Source organism: Paenibacillus sp. NN59, assembly GCF_057597225.1.
The window spans coordinates 6,380,881-6,400,354 of the sequence record NZ_CP199678.1; the positions used below are offsets into that span (position 1 = coordinate 6,380,881).

General features: G+C 46.3%; 17 protein-coding genes. 9 read left to right on the plus strand and 8 right to left on the minus strand.

Features of this window, described 5'->3' with window-relative positions; genetic code table 11:
- Positions 1 to 6 precede the first annotated feature (6 nt).
- Positions 7 to 2,343 (plus strand): 5'-nucleotidase C-terminal domain-containing protein, encoded by a 2,337-nt coding sequence (locus tag ACT89M_RS27815; RefSeq protein WP_154889865.1) that lies wholly within the window; start codon positions 7 to 9, stop codon positions 2,341 to 2,343.
- 193 nt (positions 2,344 to 2,536) lie between these two features.
- Here ACT89M_RS27815 and ACT89M_RS27820 read toward each other — a convergent pair whose 3' ends face one another.
- Positions 2,537 to 3,451 (minus strand): IS3 family transposase, encoded by a 915-nt coding sequence (locus ACT89M_RS27820; RefSeq protein ID WP_341181917.1) that lies wholly within the window; start codon positions 3,449 to 3,451, stop codon positions 2,537 to 2,539.
- Positions 3,448 to 3,777: a transposase gene (locus tag ACT89M_RS27825; protein WP_308723560.1), complete on the minus strand. Its 330-nt coding sequence runs from the start codon at positions 3,775 to 3,777 to the stop codon at positions 3,448 to 3,450. The genes ACT89M_RS27820 and ACT89M_RS27825 overlap by 4 nt, the downstream gene beginning before the upstream one ends.
- Before the next feature lie 497 nt (positions 3,778 to 4,274).
- Here ACT89M_RS27825 and ACT89M_RS27830 point away from each other — a divergent pair, with 497 nt between their 5' ends.
- Positions 4,275 to 5,723, plus strand: coding sequence for a DEAD/DEAH box helicase (locus ACT89M_RS27830; RefSeq protein ID WP_154890327.1), 1,449 nt, complete (start codon positions 4,275 to 4,277; stop codon positions 5,721 to 5,723).
- 197 nt (positions 5,724 to 5,920) lie between these two features.
- Here the strand turns inward: ACT89M_RS27830 and ACT89M_RS27835 are convergent, their stop codons facing one another.
- The 3 genes from ACT89M_RS27835 to ACT89M_RS27845 form a co-directional block, all read right to left on the minus strand.
- Positions 5,921 to 7,330 carry a DKNYY domain-containing protein gene (locus ACT89M_RS27835; RefSeq protein WP_154889863.1) on the minus strand — a complete coding sequence of 470 codons (1,410 nt, stop codon included), beginning with the start codon at positions 7,328 to 7,330 and terminating at the stop codon, positions 5,921 to 5,923.
- Between the two features lie 40 nt (positions 7,331 to 7,370).
- Positions 7,371 to 8,147 carry an SDR family NAD(P)-dependent oxidoreductase gene (locus ACT89M_RS27840; RefSeq protein ID WP_154889862.1) on the minus strand — a complete coding sequence of 259 codons (777 nt, stop codon included), beginning with the start codon at positions 8,145 to 8,147 and terminating at the stop codon, positions 7,371 to 7,373.
- Positions 8,148 to 8,253: 106 nt separating this feature from the next.
- Positions 8,254 to 9,030: an FRG domain-containing protein gene (locus ACT89M_RS27845; RefSeq protein WP_154889861.1), complete on the minus strand. Its 777-nt coding sequence runs from the start codon at positions 9,028 to 9,030 to the stop codon at positions 8,254 to 8,256.
- A gap of 263 nt (positions 9,031 to 9,293) precedes the next feature.
- On the opposite strand from ACT89M_RS27845, the gene ACT89M_RS27850 reads away from it, so the two are divergent.
- Entirely contained in the window at positions 9,294 to 11,162 is a 1,869-nt protein-coding gene (locus ACT89M_RS27850) for an AbfB domain-containing protein (protein ID WP_487344955.1), read from the plus strand.
- 77 nt (positions 11,163 to 11,239) lie between these two features.
- Here ACT89M_RS27850 and ACT89M_RS27855 read toward each other — a convergent pair whose 3' ends face one another.
- From ACT89M_RS27855 to ACT89M_RS27865, 3 genes are all read right to left on the minus strand, one after another.
- Entirely contained in the window at positions 11,240 to 11,806 is a 567-nt protein-coding gene (locus ACT89M_RS27855; RefSeq protein WP_308723275.1) for a GNAT family N-acetyltransferase, read from the minus strand.
- A 217-nt stretch (positions 11,807 to 12,023) separates the two neighbouring features.
- The gene (locus ACT89M_RS27860) at positions 12,024 to 12,317 is read right to left on the minus strand and encodes a CD3324 family protein (RefSeq protein ID WP_154889854.1); all 294 of its coding nucleotides are present in this window, start codon (positions 12,315 to 12,317) and stop codon (positions 12,024 to 12,026) included.
- A 280-nt stretch (positions 12,318 to 12,597) separates the two neighbouring features.
- Positions 12,598 to 13,506 carry a helix-turn-helix transcriptional regulator gene (locus tag ACT89M_RS27865; RefSeq protein ID WP_154959510.1) on the minus strand — a complete coding sequence of 303 codons (909 nt, stop codon included), beginning with the start codon at positions 13,504 to 13,506 and terminating at the stop codon, positions 12,598 to 12,600.
- A 182-nt stretch (positions 13,507 to 13,688) separates the two neighbouring features.
- On the opposite strand from ACT89M_RS27865, the gene ACT89M_RS27870 reads away from it, so the two are divergent.
- The 6 genes from ACT89M_RS27870 (at position 13,689) to ACT89M_RS27895 (ending at position 19,457) form a co-directional block, all read left to right on the plus strand.
- Positions 13,689 to 14,255 carry a hypothetical protein gene (locus tag ACT89M_RS27870; RefSeq protein ID WP_154959509.1) on the plus strand — a complete coding sequence of 189 codons (567 nt, stop codon included), beginning with the start codon at positions 13,689 to 13,691 and terminating at the stop codon, positions 14,253 to 14,255.
- Positions 14,256 to 14,403: 148 nt separating this feature from the next.
- Positions 14,404 to 15,174: a helix-turn-helix domain-containing protein gene (locus ACT89M_RS27875; protein WP_154959508.1), complete on the plus strand. Its 771-nt coding sequence runs from the start codon at positions 14,404 to 14,406 to the stop codon at positions 15,172 to 15,174.
- A gap of 66 nt (positions 15,175 to 15,240) precedes the next feature.
- Positions 15,241 to 16,251 (plus strand): MBL fold metallo-hydrolase, encoded by a 1,011-nt coding sequence (locus ACT89M_RS27880; RefSeq protein ID WP_308723274.1) that lies wholly within the window; start codon positions 15,241 to 15,243, stop codon positions 16,249 to 16,251.
- A 377-nt stretch (positions 16,252 to 16,628) separates the two neighbouring features.
- A complete protein-coding gene (gene rsgA / locus ACT89M_RS27885; protein ID WP_308723273.1) occupies positions 16,629 to 17,702 on the plus strand; it encodes a ribosome small subunit-dependent GTPase A in 1,074 nt (357 codons plus the stop codon).
- Complete coding sequence (locus tag ACT89M_RS27890) at positions 17,699 to 18,733, plus strand: aminoglycoside phosphotransferase family protein (protein ID WP_253499081.1); 1,035 nt, start codon at positions 17,699 to 17,701, stop codon at positions 18,731 to 18,733. The genes rsgA and ACT89M_RS27890 overlap by 4 nt, the downstream gene beginning before the upstream one ends.
- 142 nt (positions 18,734 to 18,875) lie before the next feature.
- Positions 18,876 to 19,457: a dihydrofolate reductase family protein gene (locus ACT89M_RS27895; protein WP_154889842.1), complete on the plus strand. Its 582-nt coding sequence runs from the start codon at positions 18,876 to 18,878 to the stop codon at positions 19,455 to 19,457.
- The last annotated feature ends 17 nt before the right edge of the window (positions 19,458 to 19,474 follow it).

Here is a 19,474-nt window from a genome sequence, read left to right on the forward strand (position 1 = left end):
TTACACATGCGTACACATGGTTTAAAACGTTTCGCTAGTTGGTCATTATCCATTCTATTAGGCACTTCCGTGCTACTCGCGCCGCTCGCTGCGGAAGATGCTCACGCAGCTGAAGCAGATCCAGAGACTAAGATTACTTTACTTGGCACATCTGATATTCATGGTCGCTTTATGCCATGGGACTACGCACTGGATGGCCCCAACCCTGCCGGAAGCATGACACAGCTCTATACGATGGTAAAAAAAGTTCGTGCTGAGAATCCCAACACTATCCTGCTCGATGCAGGAGATATGATTCAGGACAATTCTGCCGAATTGTTCAATGATCAACCCCAGTCACCGATGATGGTGGCCATGAACGAGATGAACTATGATGCCTGGGTTATGGGGAATCACGAATTCAACTTTGGCCTGGATGTGCTGGAGAAAATCTCTTCTCAGTTCAAAGGCCAGGCGCTTGTCGGTAACATTTTCAAAGAAAACGGCGACCGTTACATGCCTGCATATACGATTATTGAGCGCGATGGTATCAAAGTAGGCGTAATTGGTATGAACACCCCGATGATCACCGAATTCGAAAAAGGAACCGATCACCTTGATGGTGTTATTGTTAAAGACCCTGTAGAAGAGACACGCAAAGCCATTGCTGAGCTGAAAGGCAAAGTGGATGTGATGGTTGGTCTCATGCATATGGGACTGGATAACGAGAACGGCAAACCGGGAACCGGCGTCACGGACATCGCCAATGCCAACCCGGAACTGGCTGCTATTTTTGCCGGACATATGCATCAGCTGATTGAATCACAGTCGGTAAACGGCGTGCTGATCTCTGAACCCAACAAATATGGTACACACATGTCACGTATTGACCTGACATTTGCCAAAGAGGACGGCAAGGTTGTGTTGAAGAGCAAGGAAGCCAAGGCACTCGCTGTCAAAAAAACAGACGGCACTTATGAAGTTTCCGATCCTTCTCTGGAAAAAACACTGCATCCGTTCCACGAGTTCGCTCGTTCCGATGCTAATATCGTGGTCGCGGAACTGAAAGGAATGAATCTGGTTCCGGCGGATGAGATCAAAGGCATCCCTGCCGTGCAGATTCAGGAAACGCCGCTGTCTGATTTTTTCACCGAAGTTATGCTCCATTACAGTGATGCTGACGTTGTTGCCCATCAGATCGATAATGACAAAGCCAAGCTGGACGTTGGCCCGATCAAGAAAAAAGATATTGCGTTTAACTACCAGTACACTTTTGGTGAAGTGACGGTATATGAAGTGACCGGACGAGATCTGAAGGATTACATGGAATGGTCTGCGGGATACTTTAACTCCACTCGCCCAGGGGATGTAACCATCAGCTTTGATCCGAAGCGACGTGCTTCCAAGTACAGCACCGATGATTTCTTCGGCGGTGTGACCTATGAGATTGATCTGACCAAGCCATATGGCAGTCGAATCACGAATTTGAAATACAGTAATGGAAAAGCCGTTCAGGAGGGTGATACGCTCAAGCTCGGTATGAATGCTTATCGGATGGAAGCACTCATTGCCAAAGGCGGGGCGCTTGAAGGACGTACGTTCAAGCAACTCTGGTCCTCCAAGGATGCTTCAGCCTTTGGTGAGATTCAAGGCACGATCCGTAATCTGTCTATCGCATATCTGAAAGACGTGATGAAAGGTGTCTACGAACCGAAGATTCAGCAACATTGGAAAATCACTGGCGTAGACCTGACTGCACCGGAGCGTGCAGATGTCGTGGAACTGATTAATGCCGGTATTATGAATGTGCCGACAACGGAAGATGGCAAGTACACCAATATTGCCTCCATTAATATTTTGGATGCTGTAACTTCGGACGAGATTGAAGCTCTCTCTTCCAAAGCAGGGATAGATGCAGCACAATTCAAAGGCGTAAAAACGAAAGGTGCTTTCTACCAGAAGTTGAACAAGGCTCGCAAAGCAGTAGAAGGTAAAGACAATGGCGGGGGTTCCCCATCTCCAGCACCTGCACCGGAGAAACCGGTAACTCCAGCGAAGCCGAACCCAACTCCGGTTCCTACACCTGGAGCGCCAAAACCAGGTACTCCAAAACCAGGTAAACCACCTGTTTCTTCGGACAATGGCAAGCCAAGTGTCACAGCTCCAGGCAAACAAGCGAGGGTTACAGCCACTCATCTGAATGTACGTGCGGGTGCATCCTCCAAATCTAAAGTGATTACTTCTGTACCACAAGGTACGATACTTGAAGTAGTTAGCACAGGCCATGCCTATGGCTGGGTCAAAGTGAAGCTGAATGGACAGATGGCATACGTTTACGACAAATATGTGAGTATTCTAAAATAACACTGTATGTATCAAGGCGGTACACCCATGTAATGATGGAGGTATCGTCTTTTTATTATTTTGAGTTCACTTTCGAGGAAGCTCTTTGTGGAATGATACAAATCGTTTCACGTGGAACGTTGCACATCTAACGATCTCCACGGTTCAACCCCTTAATATTGGACACTAGCTAGCTTTTTCTCAGATTGACGCATCATAATGCAATGGATTTGGGCTCTATGGTTCCTTCGTTGACCAGGCGCAGGTAATCTGTCGGCGACCAGTCGTGTAGACTGCCGTGAATACGGTCTTTGTTGTAATAACGGATATAACGGTCTACCTCGGAAAAGGCTTCTTCGTAGCTTTCGAAACAATGTCGCTGGTAACACTCACGTTCCAGAACACTATGAAACGATTCAATAAAAGCATTTTTATTCGGTGTTCGAACGGGTGTCCGCTCATGCTCTAAACCTGCTTCTTCACAGAAGTTATAAAACGCTTTGCTTATAAACTGAGGGCCGTTATCGGTACGAATCACGAGCTTTGGCTCGGTCTTAGGGATACGTCGCGTTACCATAGCCTGCCGGAGCGTATGCAGGATGCTCTGCGTGTCGCAGGCTTTACCGCGATGGTGAGCGACGATTCGACGATCAAAAACATCAATAATACTTGCGAGGAAAAAGTGCCGGCGTTTCCCCGCAACATAACCGTACTTGATATCCATCTGCCACAATTGGTTAGGCCCATCTACCGTTCGGTTATTAGCTACTTTTCTCGGTACGGTATGGATTTGTTCGCGCTGAGGGAGAAGGATACTGAGAGACTTACAGAGCCGATATACTTTCTTTTTGTTAATTACCAGATTGTACTTTCGGCGTAACAACACGGTTAGTTTTCGGTAGCCAAACGCTGCATTTGGCCCTTGAATCAAACGACGAAGAAACCCGACAATCCGAGTGTCCGAAATACGATTCCCTTGCTGGTTGTAAGAGTATCCAGGGATTTTTCGTCCGCTACTTATGGGTTGCTGGCGTTCAGGGTGTTTCAAGTGATAATAATATGTTGAGCGAGGAACATCGCAGATCCGGAGCACCGTACGGACAGGATATCCTCGCTCAATCCAACCTATCGCGGTTTGTAGTCGGGATACTTTTTTTTAACGAGATCCTTAAGAATCTGGTTTTCTAATTCTTTTGCGCCAAGAAGTTTCAAAGCTTCATTGTATTTCTCCTGTAATTCTTGATAGTTGGCTACATCTTGCTGTATTTGTTGTGTTTCTTTTTGTTTTTTAGCCACCAGTTCCCCCACCTCATCTTCGTATTGACGAACCCAAGTCGTCAGCGTTTTAGGAGACATGCCGTACTTTCGTGCCACGACCTCTGTCCGGAGGCCAGAAAGCACCTCTACGACATACTCCTTTTTCGCCTCAACTGGGCATCTAAATCGTCTTTTCATGAACACTCTCCTCATTTCATTTAGTGTATCTGAGGTAGCTTTGAGTGTCCAATTGGATTAGGGGGCTTTAAAGTCCAGACACGCTATTTAGGCGATTTTACGCGTTTTTATTTTCTAACGATCTCAGGAGACCTTATTTGGGCAAAATGAAGTGAGATCGGATGTTCTTATCGTGTTTTCAGCAAAATAAGCTTTCTGGTGATCGTTACAATTCCAACACGCTCTATATCGTTCCAATAAGCTAATCTGAGATCGTTAGAATAATGCGGGTGCGGACAATGACCGTAACTACTTTCACCGGTATATAGGGGTGCTCCGATATTCAGAAGTTGAGTCTCTTTATTTTCCACGCGCTTCCCGTGCACATAGAGTATAATAGGCAGGTATATGTTACATGTACGGTGCAATGCTGGTAAGTAAGATCATTAACATGGTTACCGAGACCAAAATAACGTGAGCAGACAGCATTTCAAAACTAAACGCAAAAGAGGTAAATGATGAGTAAGCAGTATTTTAAAGATTATGGCTTGGGGGAAGAAATCGTCAAAGCACTGGACAGTCTGGGTTACGAGAATCCCACCGAAGTTCAGACCCGGGTTATTCCCGTTGCACTGGAGAATCAGGATCTTGTGGTAAAATCACAGACGGGCAGCGGCAAAACAGCCGCATACGGTATTCCACTCTGCGAGCTGGTAGACTGGAACGAGAATAAACCGCAGGCCCTGATTCTGACCCCCACACGGGAGCTGGCCCTGCAGGTCAACGAAGATATCACCAACATTGGTCGCTTTAAACGTATTAAAGCAACTGCGCTGTATGGACAATCTCCTTTTCACATTCAAAAAGCCGAGCTGAAACAACGGACCCATGTGGCTGTGGGCACACCAGGCCGAGTATTGGATCATATTGAACGGGGCACGCTGCCGCTGGATCGCATCGCATATCTGGTCATTGACGAAGCAGATGAGATGCTGAACATGGGCTTTATCGAGACGGTGCGAGCGATTATTCAGGCACTACCGCAGGAACGGACAACGATGCTGTTCTCCGCAACGTTCCCGGAAGATGTAGCGAAGCTTTCACGTCAATACATGGATACTCCTGTAGAGATCGAGATTAAAGCTAGCGGACTGACTACAGCAACGATTGAACATGCCGTGATTCGCACGTCGGAAGTGAACAAAACTGCACTGCTTCAGGACTTGTTTATTACAGAAAACCCAGACAGCTGTATTGTATTTTGCCGCACACAGGAGAATGTCGATAAGCTGTTCCGCGTGTTGGCTGATTTGGACTATCCGGCAGATCGTATCCATGGCGGTATGGAGCAAGATGAGCGAATTGAAGTGATGAATGCCTTCAGACGTGGACAATTCCGTTATCTGATCGCCACTGACGTTGCCGCGCGTGGAATTGACATCACGAACATCACCCATGTCATCAATTATGATATCCCGCTTGAAAAAGAAAGCTATGTACACCGTACAGGCCGCACGGGCCGTGCAGGGAAAACAGGAAGAGCCTTCACTATGGTCACCCCAAAGGATGGCAGACGTCTTGCGGAGATCGAATCCTACATTGGGTTTGAGATTCCTGTGGTCAAAGCCCCTTCAGAAGATGAGGTAGATCGCTGCCGGGAAGCATTCGAGAAACGCCTCAAGATCGCACCTGAACGCAAAAAGGACAAGCGTGAGCAGTTGAACCAGCAGATCATGAAGCTGAATTTCAACGGAGGTAAGAAGAAAAAACTTCGTGCGGTTGATTTTGTAGGAACGATTGCGAAGATTGAAGGCGTAAGTGCAGACGATATCGGGATTATCACGATTCTGGATAACGTGACGGATGTGGAAATTCTGAATGGTAAAGGTCCACTTGTCCTGGAAGTTATGCAGCATACTACGATCAAGCGTATGCAACTTAAGGTACGTAAAGGTCACAAAAATTAACGAAGAAGCAACGAAACAACGAACAACGAAAGAAGAAACAAATCCATTTCTTCGCTTATGAACTCAAATCAAAACCAGGGATAAAGACTTTTGAAGTCTGTCCCTGGTTTTTTATCTACATATAACAAATGCCATTCCATCTAGGATGACTATAGATCTTATCTCATTTTTAAATCCCTACACCGTAATATTCAGATCTACTTTTTCTTCTTACGCACCGCTCCATCGTGGATAGAATACCGAAACAGCTTATCCTCCGCACTACCTTGATCATCCGTCACCTGAAAGGTTCCAGCATCCGCCGTCTTGTATACCCCTCCTGTCACAAAACTGAACACAGCCTGATCATCCTTGCCCCAATATGGGTTTAACATGACAAAAGATGCTCCATCGATGCCTTTTACGGTACGTTTGCCATTCGCATTATATAGACTATTTCGATCCTTGGCCCAGCTCTGGGGATCAGCTTCGAGCAAATGAGTAAAGCTAGCACGGTCTATCTTTTTATTGACTATGCCCCACAGATATACCTGATTCGCATCTACAGCCCAACTACCGGATGGTGTGAGCACTTCAAAACTTGCCGCATCCGCTCCCTTGATCCGTTGAAGTACATCATCAGGATGACCGAAAGGCTGACTCGTACGCGCATACTGCGCATGATATACGTCGTTCTGATCTCTGGATAAACCCAGATGCTCCGTACCGCCTAACAATTCAAATGTGAATACGTCCGCTCCCTCAACACGATACCCGTTATAATAAACATGCTGCTTGTCTCGACCAAATCGGCCTCCAAGTGACTCGAAGCTCTTCGGATCTGCTTCACGGATGATACGCCACTGAAAATAAACCCGATTCCGATCACGCGCAAACTGTTCGTCTAGCGGTTCAAATGAACTTCGATCCGCGCCGCGAACCAAATTAAAAGTTTCTTTAGCATCTCGCCTGTACCCACTGCCAGACTCCGTCCGATAGAATACGGAGGTAGCCGTAGCATACCAATTTCCCGTAAGCTGCACCACATTATCCGCATGATGAGCGTAGTCAGTCTGCCACCAGCCCGGTATATCTGGGTAATGCTCCCGGAGCCAATCTACGATCTCATGTTTATATTCATTGGCGTAACGAAGGCCGCTCGACAAGTGAAACAAATGATCCCGATCCGTACAGTAATCATGCTGCGCAATGACTGTACTTGTATCAATGTCATTGAACACATGAAAATGCTGGCTGTCTTTGACATAGAGCTGATGTTTATCCTTTGCAAAATAAGGCGTCCCTGGCAACAGCTCAAAGCTGCCTGGATCGGAGGGAGAGACGGGCTTGTCCTCCAGATAGACATGCTGCGAATCAGAGCTGTAATCCTCATGCAAGACGCGGAACGCTTCCGTATCTTGACTGAACAAACTGGCCTTGTTCGTACGTGCATTGAACCACCATATACCCTGATGATCCTTGAAGTAGGCAAATGTCAGCCAGCCTTTGGGGTAGGTCGATAAGACTTCGAAACCATCAGCAGTGATCCCGCCTTTGACCAGAACCGCGTCTCCGTCCTCTTTCTGCAAGACCACTAGAGCCTTCGCATTGATCACAAAGCGATCCATAACCGTTTCTCCTCCAATCCAAGAAATACATGGTCAGAAATTATAAGTGTGAGCCACCACTGGCATCCAGACATTGTCCTGTCATCCAGCGACTATCCGCCGAGGCAAGAAATGCAGCGATATCAGCCACATCCTCGGGTTCTCCCCAGCGATTCATTACAGAGAGCCCGGCTGCATACGCCTGTCCCTGTGGGTTCGCAAGTGTTCCTTCATTCATCTCGGTGTTAATGATACCTGGTTGTATGGCGTTAACCCTGATCTGGCGGCTTCCCAGTTCTTTGGCTAGCAGCTTCGTGAACGTATCCATGGCCCCTTTGGTCATACTATAAGCAAACACTCCTGGGGAAGATACGCGTGTAACAAAAGAGGATATATTGATGATACACCCTCCATCCCGAAGCCGAGAGACGGCCTGCTGTGTCACAAATAGCGGTGCTTTTACATTAATTCTTATGACATCTTCAAAAGATTCTTCCGTCGTTTCCTCCAGGCTAAGGATCTGTCCTATGCCAGCGTTATTCACCAAAATATCCAACTTGCCTTCTTGCCCATGCTTCTGAACAGCAGCATCGATCTTGGAAAACAATGCATGAATGCCATCCAGCGTACTTAAATCAGCTCCTATGGCCTGCCCCTGTCCACCACGGTCTATGATGTGCCGCACCACACTCTCCGCTTCCGCCTGCCTTGTTGCAAAATGCACAAGAACGTATGCCCCCTCCTGTGCCAGGCGGATCGCAATACTCCGGCCAATACCTCTGCTCGCACCTGTTACTACGGCTACTTGTCCTTCCAGTCTTCTGCATGTCTCGTTCATAACGTCATCCCCTTCAATGAATAATCTGACCTTCGCAAAGGCTCAGGACAGTTATATCACGAGACGACAATCACAATCTTGCTCTTATATTCGGGCGATACCTCAATCACTTGTACAGTCCCAAACGGTGATGAAGCTGCTCTCGAATCTCTGTTTGATTGAGTACTTTAACGATCAGCGCAGGTGTGTACTGCTGTTGCATGATTTCAAAAGAAAGCTCCGGACTGCACGATGAGGAAACCGTCTGAAACAACTGATAGAAATATAGGCCATTCGGTTCGTCTGAGCCTCTATACTTATACGGTGCCTGATAAATCAGGTAAGGCATTTGGGCCAGATCAGGCTTGTGAAATCCCTTTTTATCGTGATCCGACAGCAGATTTATCCATCGCGGGTCATCGCCCATATCCTCAATCAAGTTATAACGAGATGTCTTCATTTTCACGTTCTCCAATATGAGTTCAGTCACGTCGGCTGTATTCTCTCTCGCAAAACCGTATACGTACCCCGCCTGACTCGGCTCCTCGCTATGATCGGTGCGGCTCAAACAGGCAAAGTACAACGCGCGTAGCGGAGACGCTGTAAGTTCCAGCAAGTTCGTAGGCAGACCCTCATGGTGACACCAGGCTAACACATGCTCGCGCTCCCACTCTCCCGCTTGATCTGCCATATCTCGGACATAATCATTTACTGCATCCACATAATATTCCGGGTTATCTCGAAGCAATCGCGCTATTCCTGATCGAAGTAAAGACGAGGATTGAGTGGCATATCGCCTGTTTTCTCCGCGATAATAATACCCCTCCTGACCATTCGGTAACTCTTCGATCATCGCTATATAGTCTTTTATCGAATTTACCTCATAGTATACGGCATCATTCATAGCATCTAGCACCTCCAGCTCCTATATGTGTTTTATCCTTCATTTCCCTACAAACATACTACCATTTATTTACTACTTCATCTGATATCAGGCTTCATATCACAGTCAATGGGGACGGAATTCATGCTCTTACCGCTTATTCACCAACAGATGTTGCTATGTTCAGCAATCTCTGAATTGTTTACTTGCTAAATATTGTAAATCAACTACAATAGATTTGAAAGCGCTTTAATTATTTTCTAATCTATATGGAGGTGTACGTAATGGGAAAACGTAAGACGGTCTGGCTTCTGGTTTTCACACTCGCATTAACGATGTTTGGTCTACATCCTGAACGAAGCAACGCGGCAAGTGTAGCAATTACCAATGGTACCGATTGGCTTGATACGGCTGGCAATCCCATTCATGCCAACAGCGGTAACATCCTGCAGGTAGGCTCAACGTATTATCTGTATGGTGAACACGCTGTGGGCGGTAAGTTTGACAGCGTGAACGTCTACACCTCAACGGATTTGAAAAATTGGACCTTCAGCAATGCCATCTTGACCAAAGACTCCGCGACGGAACTCGCCTCCAGCAAGATTGAACGTCCCAAAGTGATCTATAATGCCTCCACCAAGCAATATGTACTCTGGGCTCACTATGAGAACGGAACAGACTACAACCTCGGCCGCGTTGCGGTAGCCACAAGCAGTACACCCAACGGCAAATTTACGTATGAAGGCAGCTTCCGCCCGCTTGACTATGAATCTCGTGACATGACTGTTTTTGTGGACACGGACGGCACAGGTTATCTCGTAACGGCCTCCCGTAAAAACGGCGGTGCGAATGATACGATGGCTATTTTTAAGATGAATGCAAGTTATACAGGGGTACAGTCTTTTGAAGGATGGTTATTCGAGAATGCATACCGCGAGGCCCCGGCTGTTGTGAAAAAAGGAAACCGCTACTATCTCTTCACCTCCCAGGCCGCTGGCTGGTATCCGAATCAGGGTGCATACGCTACAGCTACTTCAATGACCGGGCCATGGTCTGCACTAACGCCTTATGGCAACCCGTCTGCCTTCGGCTCCCAGATCCATGATATTGCCACGATTCAGGGCAGCAGCACCACTTCGTATATCTATATGGCGGATCGCTGGAATCCAATGAATCTGGGCGAGCACAAACATATCTGGTTGCCCCTCACGCTGAATGACGGCAATGGAACGGCGTCAATGGAATGGTATACCACATGGAATATTGATGCAGCAACAGGTCAGATCACGTTACCTGCTCTCGTCAATCATGCCCAAGGCAAGACAGCCTCCGCCAGCTCGACGGCTTCTGGCTCGTCGCCTTCCCTTGTCAATGACGGTAACTATCAGACCTCATGGGTGGCTTCTTCCAACAGTTGGCCTGCGTGGTGGCAGGTCGATTTTGGAGCACCAAAGACCATTACGGAGATTGATACTTCGTGGTTTATGTATAAAGGTTCCGAGGGGTATTACAAATACAAAATCGAGATTAGCAACGATGGTGTAAACTACTCCACGCTGGATCGCACCAATAATCTGACATATGGTTTCACCACGGATGCGGTGCATTTCACGGCCCGCTATGTGCGAATAAATATGGTTAACGCTGTCTTGTGGAACAATCCGGGCAACTGGTACACCCCAACACTGCATGAAGTCAAAATGCTGGGCCCATCCACGCCTGAAGCTACAGGCTACAGCCAGTTCGCTTCACACAATGTACCGGATCGCATGATCCGTCACGCCAACTATGTTGCTCGCATTGATGCAAATGTCACCCCCGCTCTGGATGCCCAGTTCCGCGTTGTACCGGGTCTTGCCAGCTCTACAGGTGTTTCGCTGGAGGCAATCAACTACCCTGGTTATTTCCTGAAGCGTAATGCGAGTAATAAAATTGTACTTGAAGCCTTCACAAACACCACTGCATATAAAGGCGATGCCACGTTCCTGATCAGCCCCGGCTGGGCAGATGGCACCAAAGTATCTTTGCAATCATACAGCCAACCGGGATATTACATCCGACATTATGATTATGTGTTGCAACTGGATGCCGTGAATGCCGCCAGCAATACGACTACAAAAGCAGATGCTACGTTTGGGCGATTGAATTTCTAAGCAACAATGATGTTCAAATTCACCTTTCTCCATGCTCAGCAGACTATTTCCTTCACAAGAAATAGTCTGTCTACCCATCAATTGAACCTATGATTCGAGAAATGAAAGATTAATTTGCGCCCATCCTCGTCTGCATCTGCGGTTATGGCAACGTTCTCCTCATACAGTCCTTGCGTATAATTCGCTACCGTCTTGCGCCAGAAATGCTGACCCGTTTTGTTTTTCTCCCCTGGATTGGTGAATATCTCCCAGTTGCCCTCAAACATAGCGAAGATCATTACAGCCGCCTTCTCCGCGATACCCATTCCCCGATACGGCTGCAACAGGAAAAATTCATGCATGAAAAAATCGATGCCTGACGCACAGTGAGGCGGTGTTGCCACCATTGCAAATCCAGCAGGTCTGTCCTCAGCCATGATCAGGAAGGGATAGAGACAGTCCGGCTTTTCCCACCATATATTTTGTACATCGTATTGGTCGTGTAATGTTCGGTAATCAGAACTCGCTTCGTAAATACCATGTACATTCGGTCGATGTGCCTCCTGCAACCCATAATGTCCAGACAGGTCATGCAGGTATAACGGATACATGTTTTTGATGATATATGCCTTATCATGATTTGTCAGTTCCACTTGGATGTTCATGTTTATCTAAATCACCGTTCCTTCCACTGGTTACGGCCGCTTCCTTACTCTATATAAGTAAACGTGCTCTCTGGACTCTATTGTACGAATGCTGGAGGTGGACAGATATGTAATATTCGTTTTCTAATCATTCTGTACATCCACATGTCTACTCATTGAAAAACATAGTAAAAAGCCACATCCGATGGCTCGAATGTGACTTCCTTTTCATCCAATCTCATTTCATTTCTATTTCTATTTCGCTTCGCTTTTTACAATATACAATTTTCTTAATACTCTCGATGGATAAACAATATTGCTCTGCAAGCTCATCGATCGTTGCTTCCGTAGCAAACTTCTGGCGAATCTCGTTGTTCCGCTCCCGAATCAGTTGTCGACCGCCTGAATTCTCCCCCCATTTCTTATGGGTATCCTTAGGCCTCGGAATATAGATTAATCCACCAGGAAGATGACGTTGTATCTCTTCGAGCAATGCCTTCGGAAGGACGGCATCCGCATTCACATATTTCATCGTACTCCACTCCTTAAAAAGTTAATCTTTAAGGCAGCAGAGTCTTACGAAGAAACTTTTGACTTCATCGTGTCAATGATGGCGGGAATGGATATTAGGCTCTATGCAAACAACCGCCGTTGTTCCTCGCATGGACTCTACATAGAGCGTGTCGTGAAACCTATTATGAATCGAATCATGGTAGCCCCCCTTTCGCTGAATCGATATAAAATTACGTAAAATCATGCCCCGGCATTTCAAATTACACTCCTATATCTTCCATATAGGAAACTGATATCCTTTAATCCTCCTTATACTGCGCTACACTTTGCTCCAACATCGTACGGACCTGCTCTTGCAATTCTGGTGGAGATATCACCTTGACCTCGGGTCCATAGGAGAGTAGCCTACGCGCTGTAAAAGCAAACTCCGAATGTGGCACAACGCCGCGCCACTCTTGATCTGATACGGTCTTGAATAATGTATCCGACGCGGCTATTCTTGCCCCGAATGCTGTAAATTGCAGTACAACCTCTTCGCCATCCGTGTGCGCTGCCTGTTTCAGCCATGCTTTTAGTGTGGGTACAGATTCATCCATCTGATCCAGCACTGTAAGCTGCTTTATTCGATCCACACGATATAACAATACGCGATCGTTATGCCGTGCAGGCATGTACCAATACCCCTGCTCATAATAGATGCCTATGGGATTGACGGTCACCTTTTTCCAGCCACTGCGAGCGTTGTACAAAAATGAAATCACTTTCTTCTCGACTGCGGCTGTTAACAGATCCGATGTAAGGGAATCGTGGTGATCACCCGGATGTTGCATAAAAGCTATGTGTTCCCGTAGCCCTACAATCCGTTCCTGTACATCCGAAGGCAGTGTAGAGAAATACTGTTCTGCCAGATGTCCACGAATCGAACCATACGGAAAATCAGGAACCATCTCCAAATATTCAAGCATCATAAACAAACCTAATGCTTCCTGCTGCGTCAGCTGCAGAGGTGGCAAAATGCGATTGGGCAGCACACGGTACCCACCGTTAACACCTACCTCCGTGTATAGGGGAAAGCCCATCGTCTGTAATGCATCCAGATCACGCTGGATGGTTCGAACCGATACTTCGAATCGTTCTGCCAGCTCCCGAGCCGTGAACTTATGTCTGGAATCCATGAGGCGCATCATCGCCAGCCTGCGTTGATTCATCCTATCCCCACCTTAACTACGTCACTTTATGTCATAGAAAAATTGTAACATATCCGGGCTATTCCACGAACGCGAAGACGTTATAGCATCCTTGAATGATTTTGCTTTGCAGGCAGGCTCTCCACACATAAATGTAGAATATTAAAGCATCTACCATTAAATGTCGGGAGTTGAGACCAACAATGACCAGTAAAGAAATCTTTCCTGTAAATGTACGTGAGATTATTGATTACATAGAACATGGCGATGTATTGAAGGGGCCTTACCTTTCGGTTACCCATGACGGTGCAGTGACTGGAACAGCATTCGAGACACAAGATTCGTTCACGAATCTGGAGGAAGCCCTGATATTTTATCAGGAAGAAGACGTTGAGCCGCCTTGTTACTTTCTACTGGACATTACCGCAGACGCCTTAGGAGATATTCCACCTGCCTCTGGAGAGGAGCAAAAATCCCTCGACCGAGCATTTATTCTGTATGAAGAAGAGCAAGACTTCTACGGCATAATGAAGAAAAAATTAGAGGGACAGGCCCCGGAATTGGGCCTGAAGCCTGATCAACTTAACCACCTTGCTGATATTATCAGCAGTGATCTATTTCAGATTGCGAGAGCGCGATTGTTAGGCAAGGAGCCACATCCGTATTTTGAAGAGATGTTTAATATCTATAAAAATCAAGGACTGCCTGTAGGCTGGGTAGGTGGCGAATCTGCTGCAGAAGGACAATTCATCATCTACACTCGTCCTTAACATCCGAAGGTACACGCCAAGCTAATGCTCAATCAACCAGCGATATCAAAATATCAACGGCTGGTTGAAGTTTCACCTAGGCCTCCATACAAGAAATGAAGAACAAACGTTATTCTATAGAAAAACATGTTCAAGGAGGTTTCTCACAATGAACAACCTGCAAGGAATGGGAACAAAGATCGCACAACTCCGCCGGTCTAGCGGCATGACGCAGGAGGAGTTAGGAAAGCTTTTATCCGTGTCAGCACAAGCTGTTTCCAAGTGGGAGAATAGTGATTCTTTACCGGATCTTCCCCTGATCGTAAAGATAGCAGAAACGTTTAATTGCTCGACCGATTACCTATTAGGACGTGAGGGTGGACTCATATCATTAATCCCTCAAATCCGTGAGACACTCCATAAGATGGAGTTAACAGATCGAATCGCATTTCTCGAACATATGATTACACTAACCGAAGGGCCTCCCTCTACACTACCTGTTAGTTCAAGTGGAAATCCATCTCTAGTACATATACACCTTGGTCCAGCAGGTTTAGGTCTCTGGGCGAAAGATCGCCTTGCTTGTATTGCTACACCGATATTCTTGAAAGAATCGGTGGAATTGCTGAGGACAGCAGCTGCATTCCCGCTCAACTTGTTATCGGATGACGTCCGCCTGGTCTTACTCATTCTCTTGCGAGAAATAGATGACTTGAAGCCAGAGTATGCACTGGATGAAAAGACACTACGAACGTACCTGCCAGACTCTATACATCTGGATCAGGTTCTTACGGAGTGCATTGAACTTGGGTTTGTCGACCGCGTACGCGGTGGATATCGACTGAATTTCAGAGCTGATCTTACTGTGCGGCTACTCGCAATGGTTCATCAGATTATAAATCAACAGGGAACTATGAATGTAACAGTAGGCAACGTATAACCCGCCGAATCCTACGATTGATACAACAAACACAGATGTAACCGAAGTTACCACTCAAATTAAAATATGAATTCTACAATATATTTCAATAAACAGATCGGAGTGGGGATTTTGAGAGACCGGATTGCAGCCTTTCGAGGCTCGAAGCATTTTGAATTAAAACATGTTACGGATCACGTCATTGCGACCATTGCGGTTCCAGGAACAGGATCATTAGGGAATGCAACCATCATTGATCTGGGCGATGCAACAATGGTCGTGGATACTTTCCTAACCCCGCAGGCCGCATCAGACCTGAAAGAAGCAGCCACTTCTATTACAGGGAAACCGGTAACCTACGTTGTGAATACACACTGGCACAGTGATCATACCTCTGGAAATCAAGTGTTTGTACCCGAAGCTCTCATCATCTCAACAACGACTACCCGTGACATTATGGATACCTTTTCAAGACAAAGAATAGCTCAATATCGGGAGAATACGGAGCAGATGAATCAGGCGATTCATCAACAAGAAATACAACTGCAGCAAGAGACCGATGAAAAGTTAAAACGAGAGATGGCCTGGGATAATGCCAGTGACCGTGAGTTTATGCAGATGCTCCCCGATCTGGTACATACCGTTCCCGCGATAACCTTTAATCAACAGATGGTCATTCACGGTAGTCAATGTACCGTCCAACTCCTTACATTTGATGGGGGACATACCCAGAGTGACACCATCCTGTATATTCCTGAAGAGAAAATCGTTATTACAGGAGATCTGGTCCTGTCCAAACACCATCCGGTTCTGGCTAATGCCAACCCGCAGGAGTGGCGGCGTATATTGGAACAGATCGAGCAGCTTGGGGTGGAGACAATCATTCCCGGGCATGGAGAGGTATGCTCTCTGCAAGAGCTTCATGATGTAAAAGGATATATTCACGATATGCTGGCTCTGGTGACAGAAGCCGTGAAGACCAAACAATCTATAGATGATATTGAAGTACCGCACAACTATAAGGAATGGTCGTTTACAACCTACTTCAAATCGAATTTAAGCAAAATTCACACGCTTATCACGGAGTCAGAAACATAGTGTAGTTTATAAAATTTTGAAATTTGCATAAAATCAACATTGAATTATTTTCCATTACAGGGTATGGTAAAGACAGCTTAGCGATAAGCAAGTTCCTTACACGAAGGGAGAGGTTTTAAATGGCTGCTACTTATATGAATATGGTGGTTCAGTATTAAAACCGAATAGCTGGCATATCTGAAAAAAGCGGGATGACTCCCGTATTATTTATTATGCCATCCAAAGTAACCTTTCGTGAATATTGCTGTTTGCAGATACGATGAAGGTCGTATCTTTTTTGCGTCCTGATGCCGCAGAACAGTAGCTTCTTAAGAGGCTGCTTGTTTGCGGCATTTTTGCGTCCAAAAACAACATTTAAAGGAGCTAACCTTATACCCATGATGAATTTAAAAACCTACGGATATATCGAAACAGAAGAGGTCCCCGATGGATTAATACCTGGAAGAATCACAGAACTTCGGCGGGAGCAATTCACGGTCATGACAGAGCTCGGTGAAGTCAACGCAGTATTGAAAGGTTCATTTTATTATCAGGCGGATATGCCAACCGACTTCCCTTGTGTGGGGGATTTTGTCCTGCTGCGCTACAACGATATCGGTGATTCCCTGATTGTTAAGGTGCTTCCCCGAAGGTCCAAATTCTCGCGCGCAGACTATGCAGGCCATGCTGCAGGCTATGCCAAAACGATATTGGAGCAGGTTGTCGCCACCAATTTCGATGTCGTATTTATCCTGACTTCGTTGAACCAAGATTTCAATGTGAATCGCATTCTGCGTTACCTGACACAAGCCAGACAAAGCGGTGGTAAACCGGTCATCATTTTGACTAAGGCAGACCTCGTTACAGCGGATCATACCATGCTCACAGAAGTTAAACATCGCATCTCCGATGTACCTGTTCATGTGATCAGCAGTCATACTCGCTTGGGGCTGAACCAACTGGACACTTATCTAGCACCAGGTCAAACCGTTGTATTTCTCGGCATGTCTGGCGTGGGTAAATCCTCTCTGCTCAATGCATTAATTGAAAATGACGTCATGAGAGTGCAGGCCATACGGGAGGACGACAGCCGTGGACGCCATACCACAACACATCGTCAACTCTTTATGTTGCCTTCGGGCGCAATGGTTATTGATACGCCTGGCATGCGTGAGCTTGGGCTTTTCGATGCTGACGAAGGTATTCATGCAAGCTTTGCCGATGTCGAAGCATTATTCGCTCAGTGCCGCTTTACTGATTGCCGTCATCAGACCGAGCCTGGATGTGCGGTTCTCTCTGCACTCGCGGACGGTTCATTACAAGATGAACGTTGGGAGAATTATATTTCCCAGCAGTCAGAGAACAAGTATGTACAACACAAAACGAACTACCTCATCGAAAAAAGAGCAAAAAACAAAATTTACAGGATTCAGAGTAAACAAACCAACAAAAGCGGAGGTCGGAAGAAATGAATAAGACGAAGATGACGAAAATAAAGATGCAAACGTTAACTCATGTTTTAAACCAATATTTTAAGAAGAACATTATTGTAGCGGACTATCATACAACCACTCTACATGGCGGAACTGTGGGTAACGTCAATCTGGTAACAGGAACAGCCGAAACCGAAGATGGCCAAAAGTTTCCTTACCAACTTGTACTGAAGGTTCAGAAACAATGGGAACGTTATAATGATCCCGGTTCCTGGCGCCGGGAATATGATCTGTACATGTCTGACCTCGAAACAACATTCTCGGAAACCTTTCGCTGGCCCACATGTTATTACGCGGAGATGAATGCCGAGGAAAATGAATTTCAGCTGTGGCTGGAATATATCGATGGCGTATCTGGTCTTGATCTATCTGTTGACATGGTTGAACAGGCTGCGCTGGAATTAGGGCGTTATCAAGGCAAGCTGTATGCGGAACAGCCCGCAGTGCTGAAGAGTCTGACCAACTTGAGCCATGCCGATCTCATGAAAAATACGTATCTGCACTATCGCTCATGGCCTGTCGTTTATAATTACATCCGTTCTGAAGACTGCGAATTCCCACCCCATATCCGGCAAATGTTGATCGATATGGATGAACACTCGGACGAACTGTTCGCTCGTATCGAACAGTTGCCACTTGTGTTAAACCATCGGGATTTCTGGGTGACCAATCTGATCTATGCCGATGGGAACATCGCGCCCATCGATTGGGATACATCGGGGTGGGGATACTTTGGAGAGGATATCGCAAGCCTGGTTGCCGATGAGTGCGATATTGAGCATATGGTGGAATATTATCAGCGCTGTGTTCCTGCGTATTATAAGGGCTTTGCGGAATATGCCGATGCTCCCCCACTCGCCGACCACTGTGTACACGAGATGATTCTGTTCGTGTTTGGATACAGACTTGTCGAGGGTTATGTACATGCCGAGTCCGATGCGGCGAAGGAAGAAAACCTGCATATACTCCAGAAAATCTATGAAATGAAATATAGCCCGCTACAGGGATAAACGGTGCGGTAGTTCATTGCTTATCCATGCTTCCAGGCTCCCTCCTTGGCTGTACTTTAAGTAAATAAGCATTTAAACTACGTCAAGTATTGTCATAGTTATGGTGTATCTTACAGGTATCACAGGAAGGGAGCAATGAACGATGAATACTTCTAATTCAAAAACGATTCTTTACATTGCCATGAGCCTGGATGGATATATTGCCCGATTGGATGGTACGTTCGATTGGTTGCTTGATGTGGAAGGTGATGGCGGCGATAACGGCTATGCCACATTCTATGAAACGATTGGCAGTGTGGTTATGGGACGTTCCTCGTACGAGGCAGTGCTTACCATGCCGGGAGACTTCCCTTATGCAGATCGTCCGACTTATGTGCTTTCTCGCTCAGAACAACCACCTGCACCGCATGTACAATTCACAACCGAGAGCGTAAAAACACTCATTCCCCAGCTGAAACAGTCTTTCGAGGGAGATGTTTGGATTTTAGGCGGCGGCCAGCTTGTTCAATCTGTGATGGAGCAGCAGTTACTGGATGAAATTGAGGTCGCTATTATCCCGAAAATACTGGGTGAAGGTATTCCCTTATTTCCAAAAGGCACCGTGCCCACACTGCTGAAGATGATTCGTACTCAGACGCTTGGGCAGATTATATCCATCCGTTATGAGGTGCAATGCCATCTTGCAACAGAGGGTTCATTAGAATTAAACGACCAGACTCGATAAAAACAACTCGAAGAAGA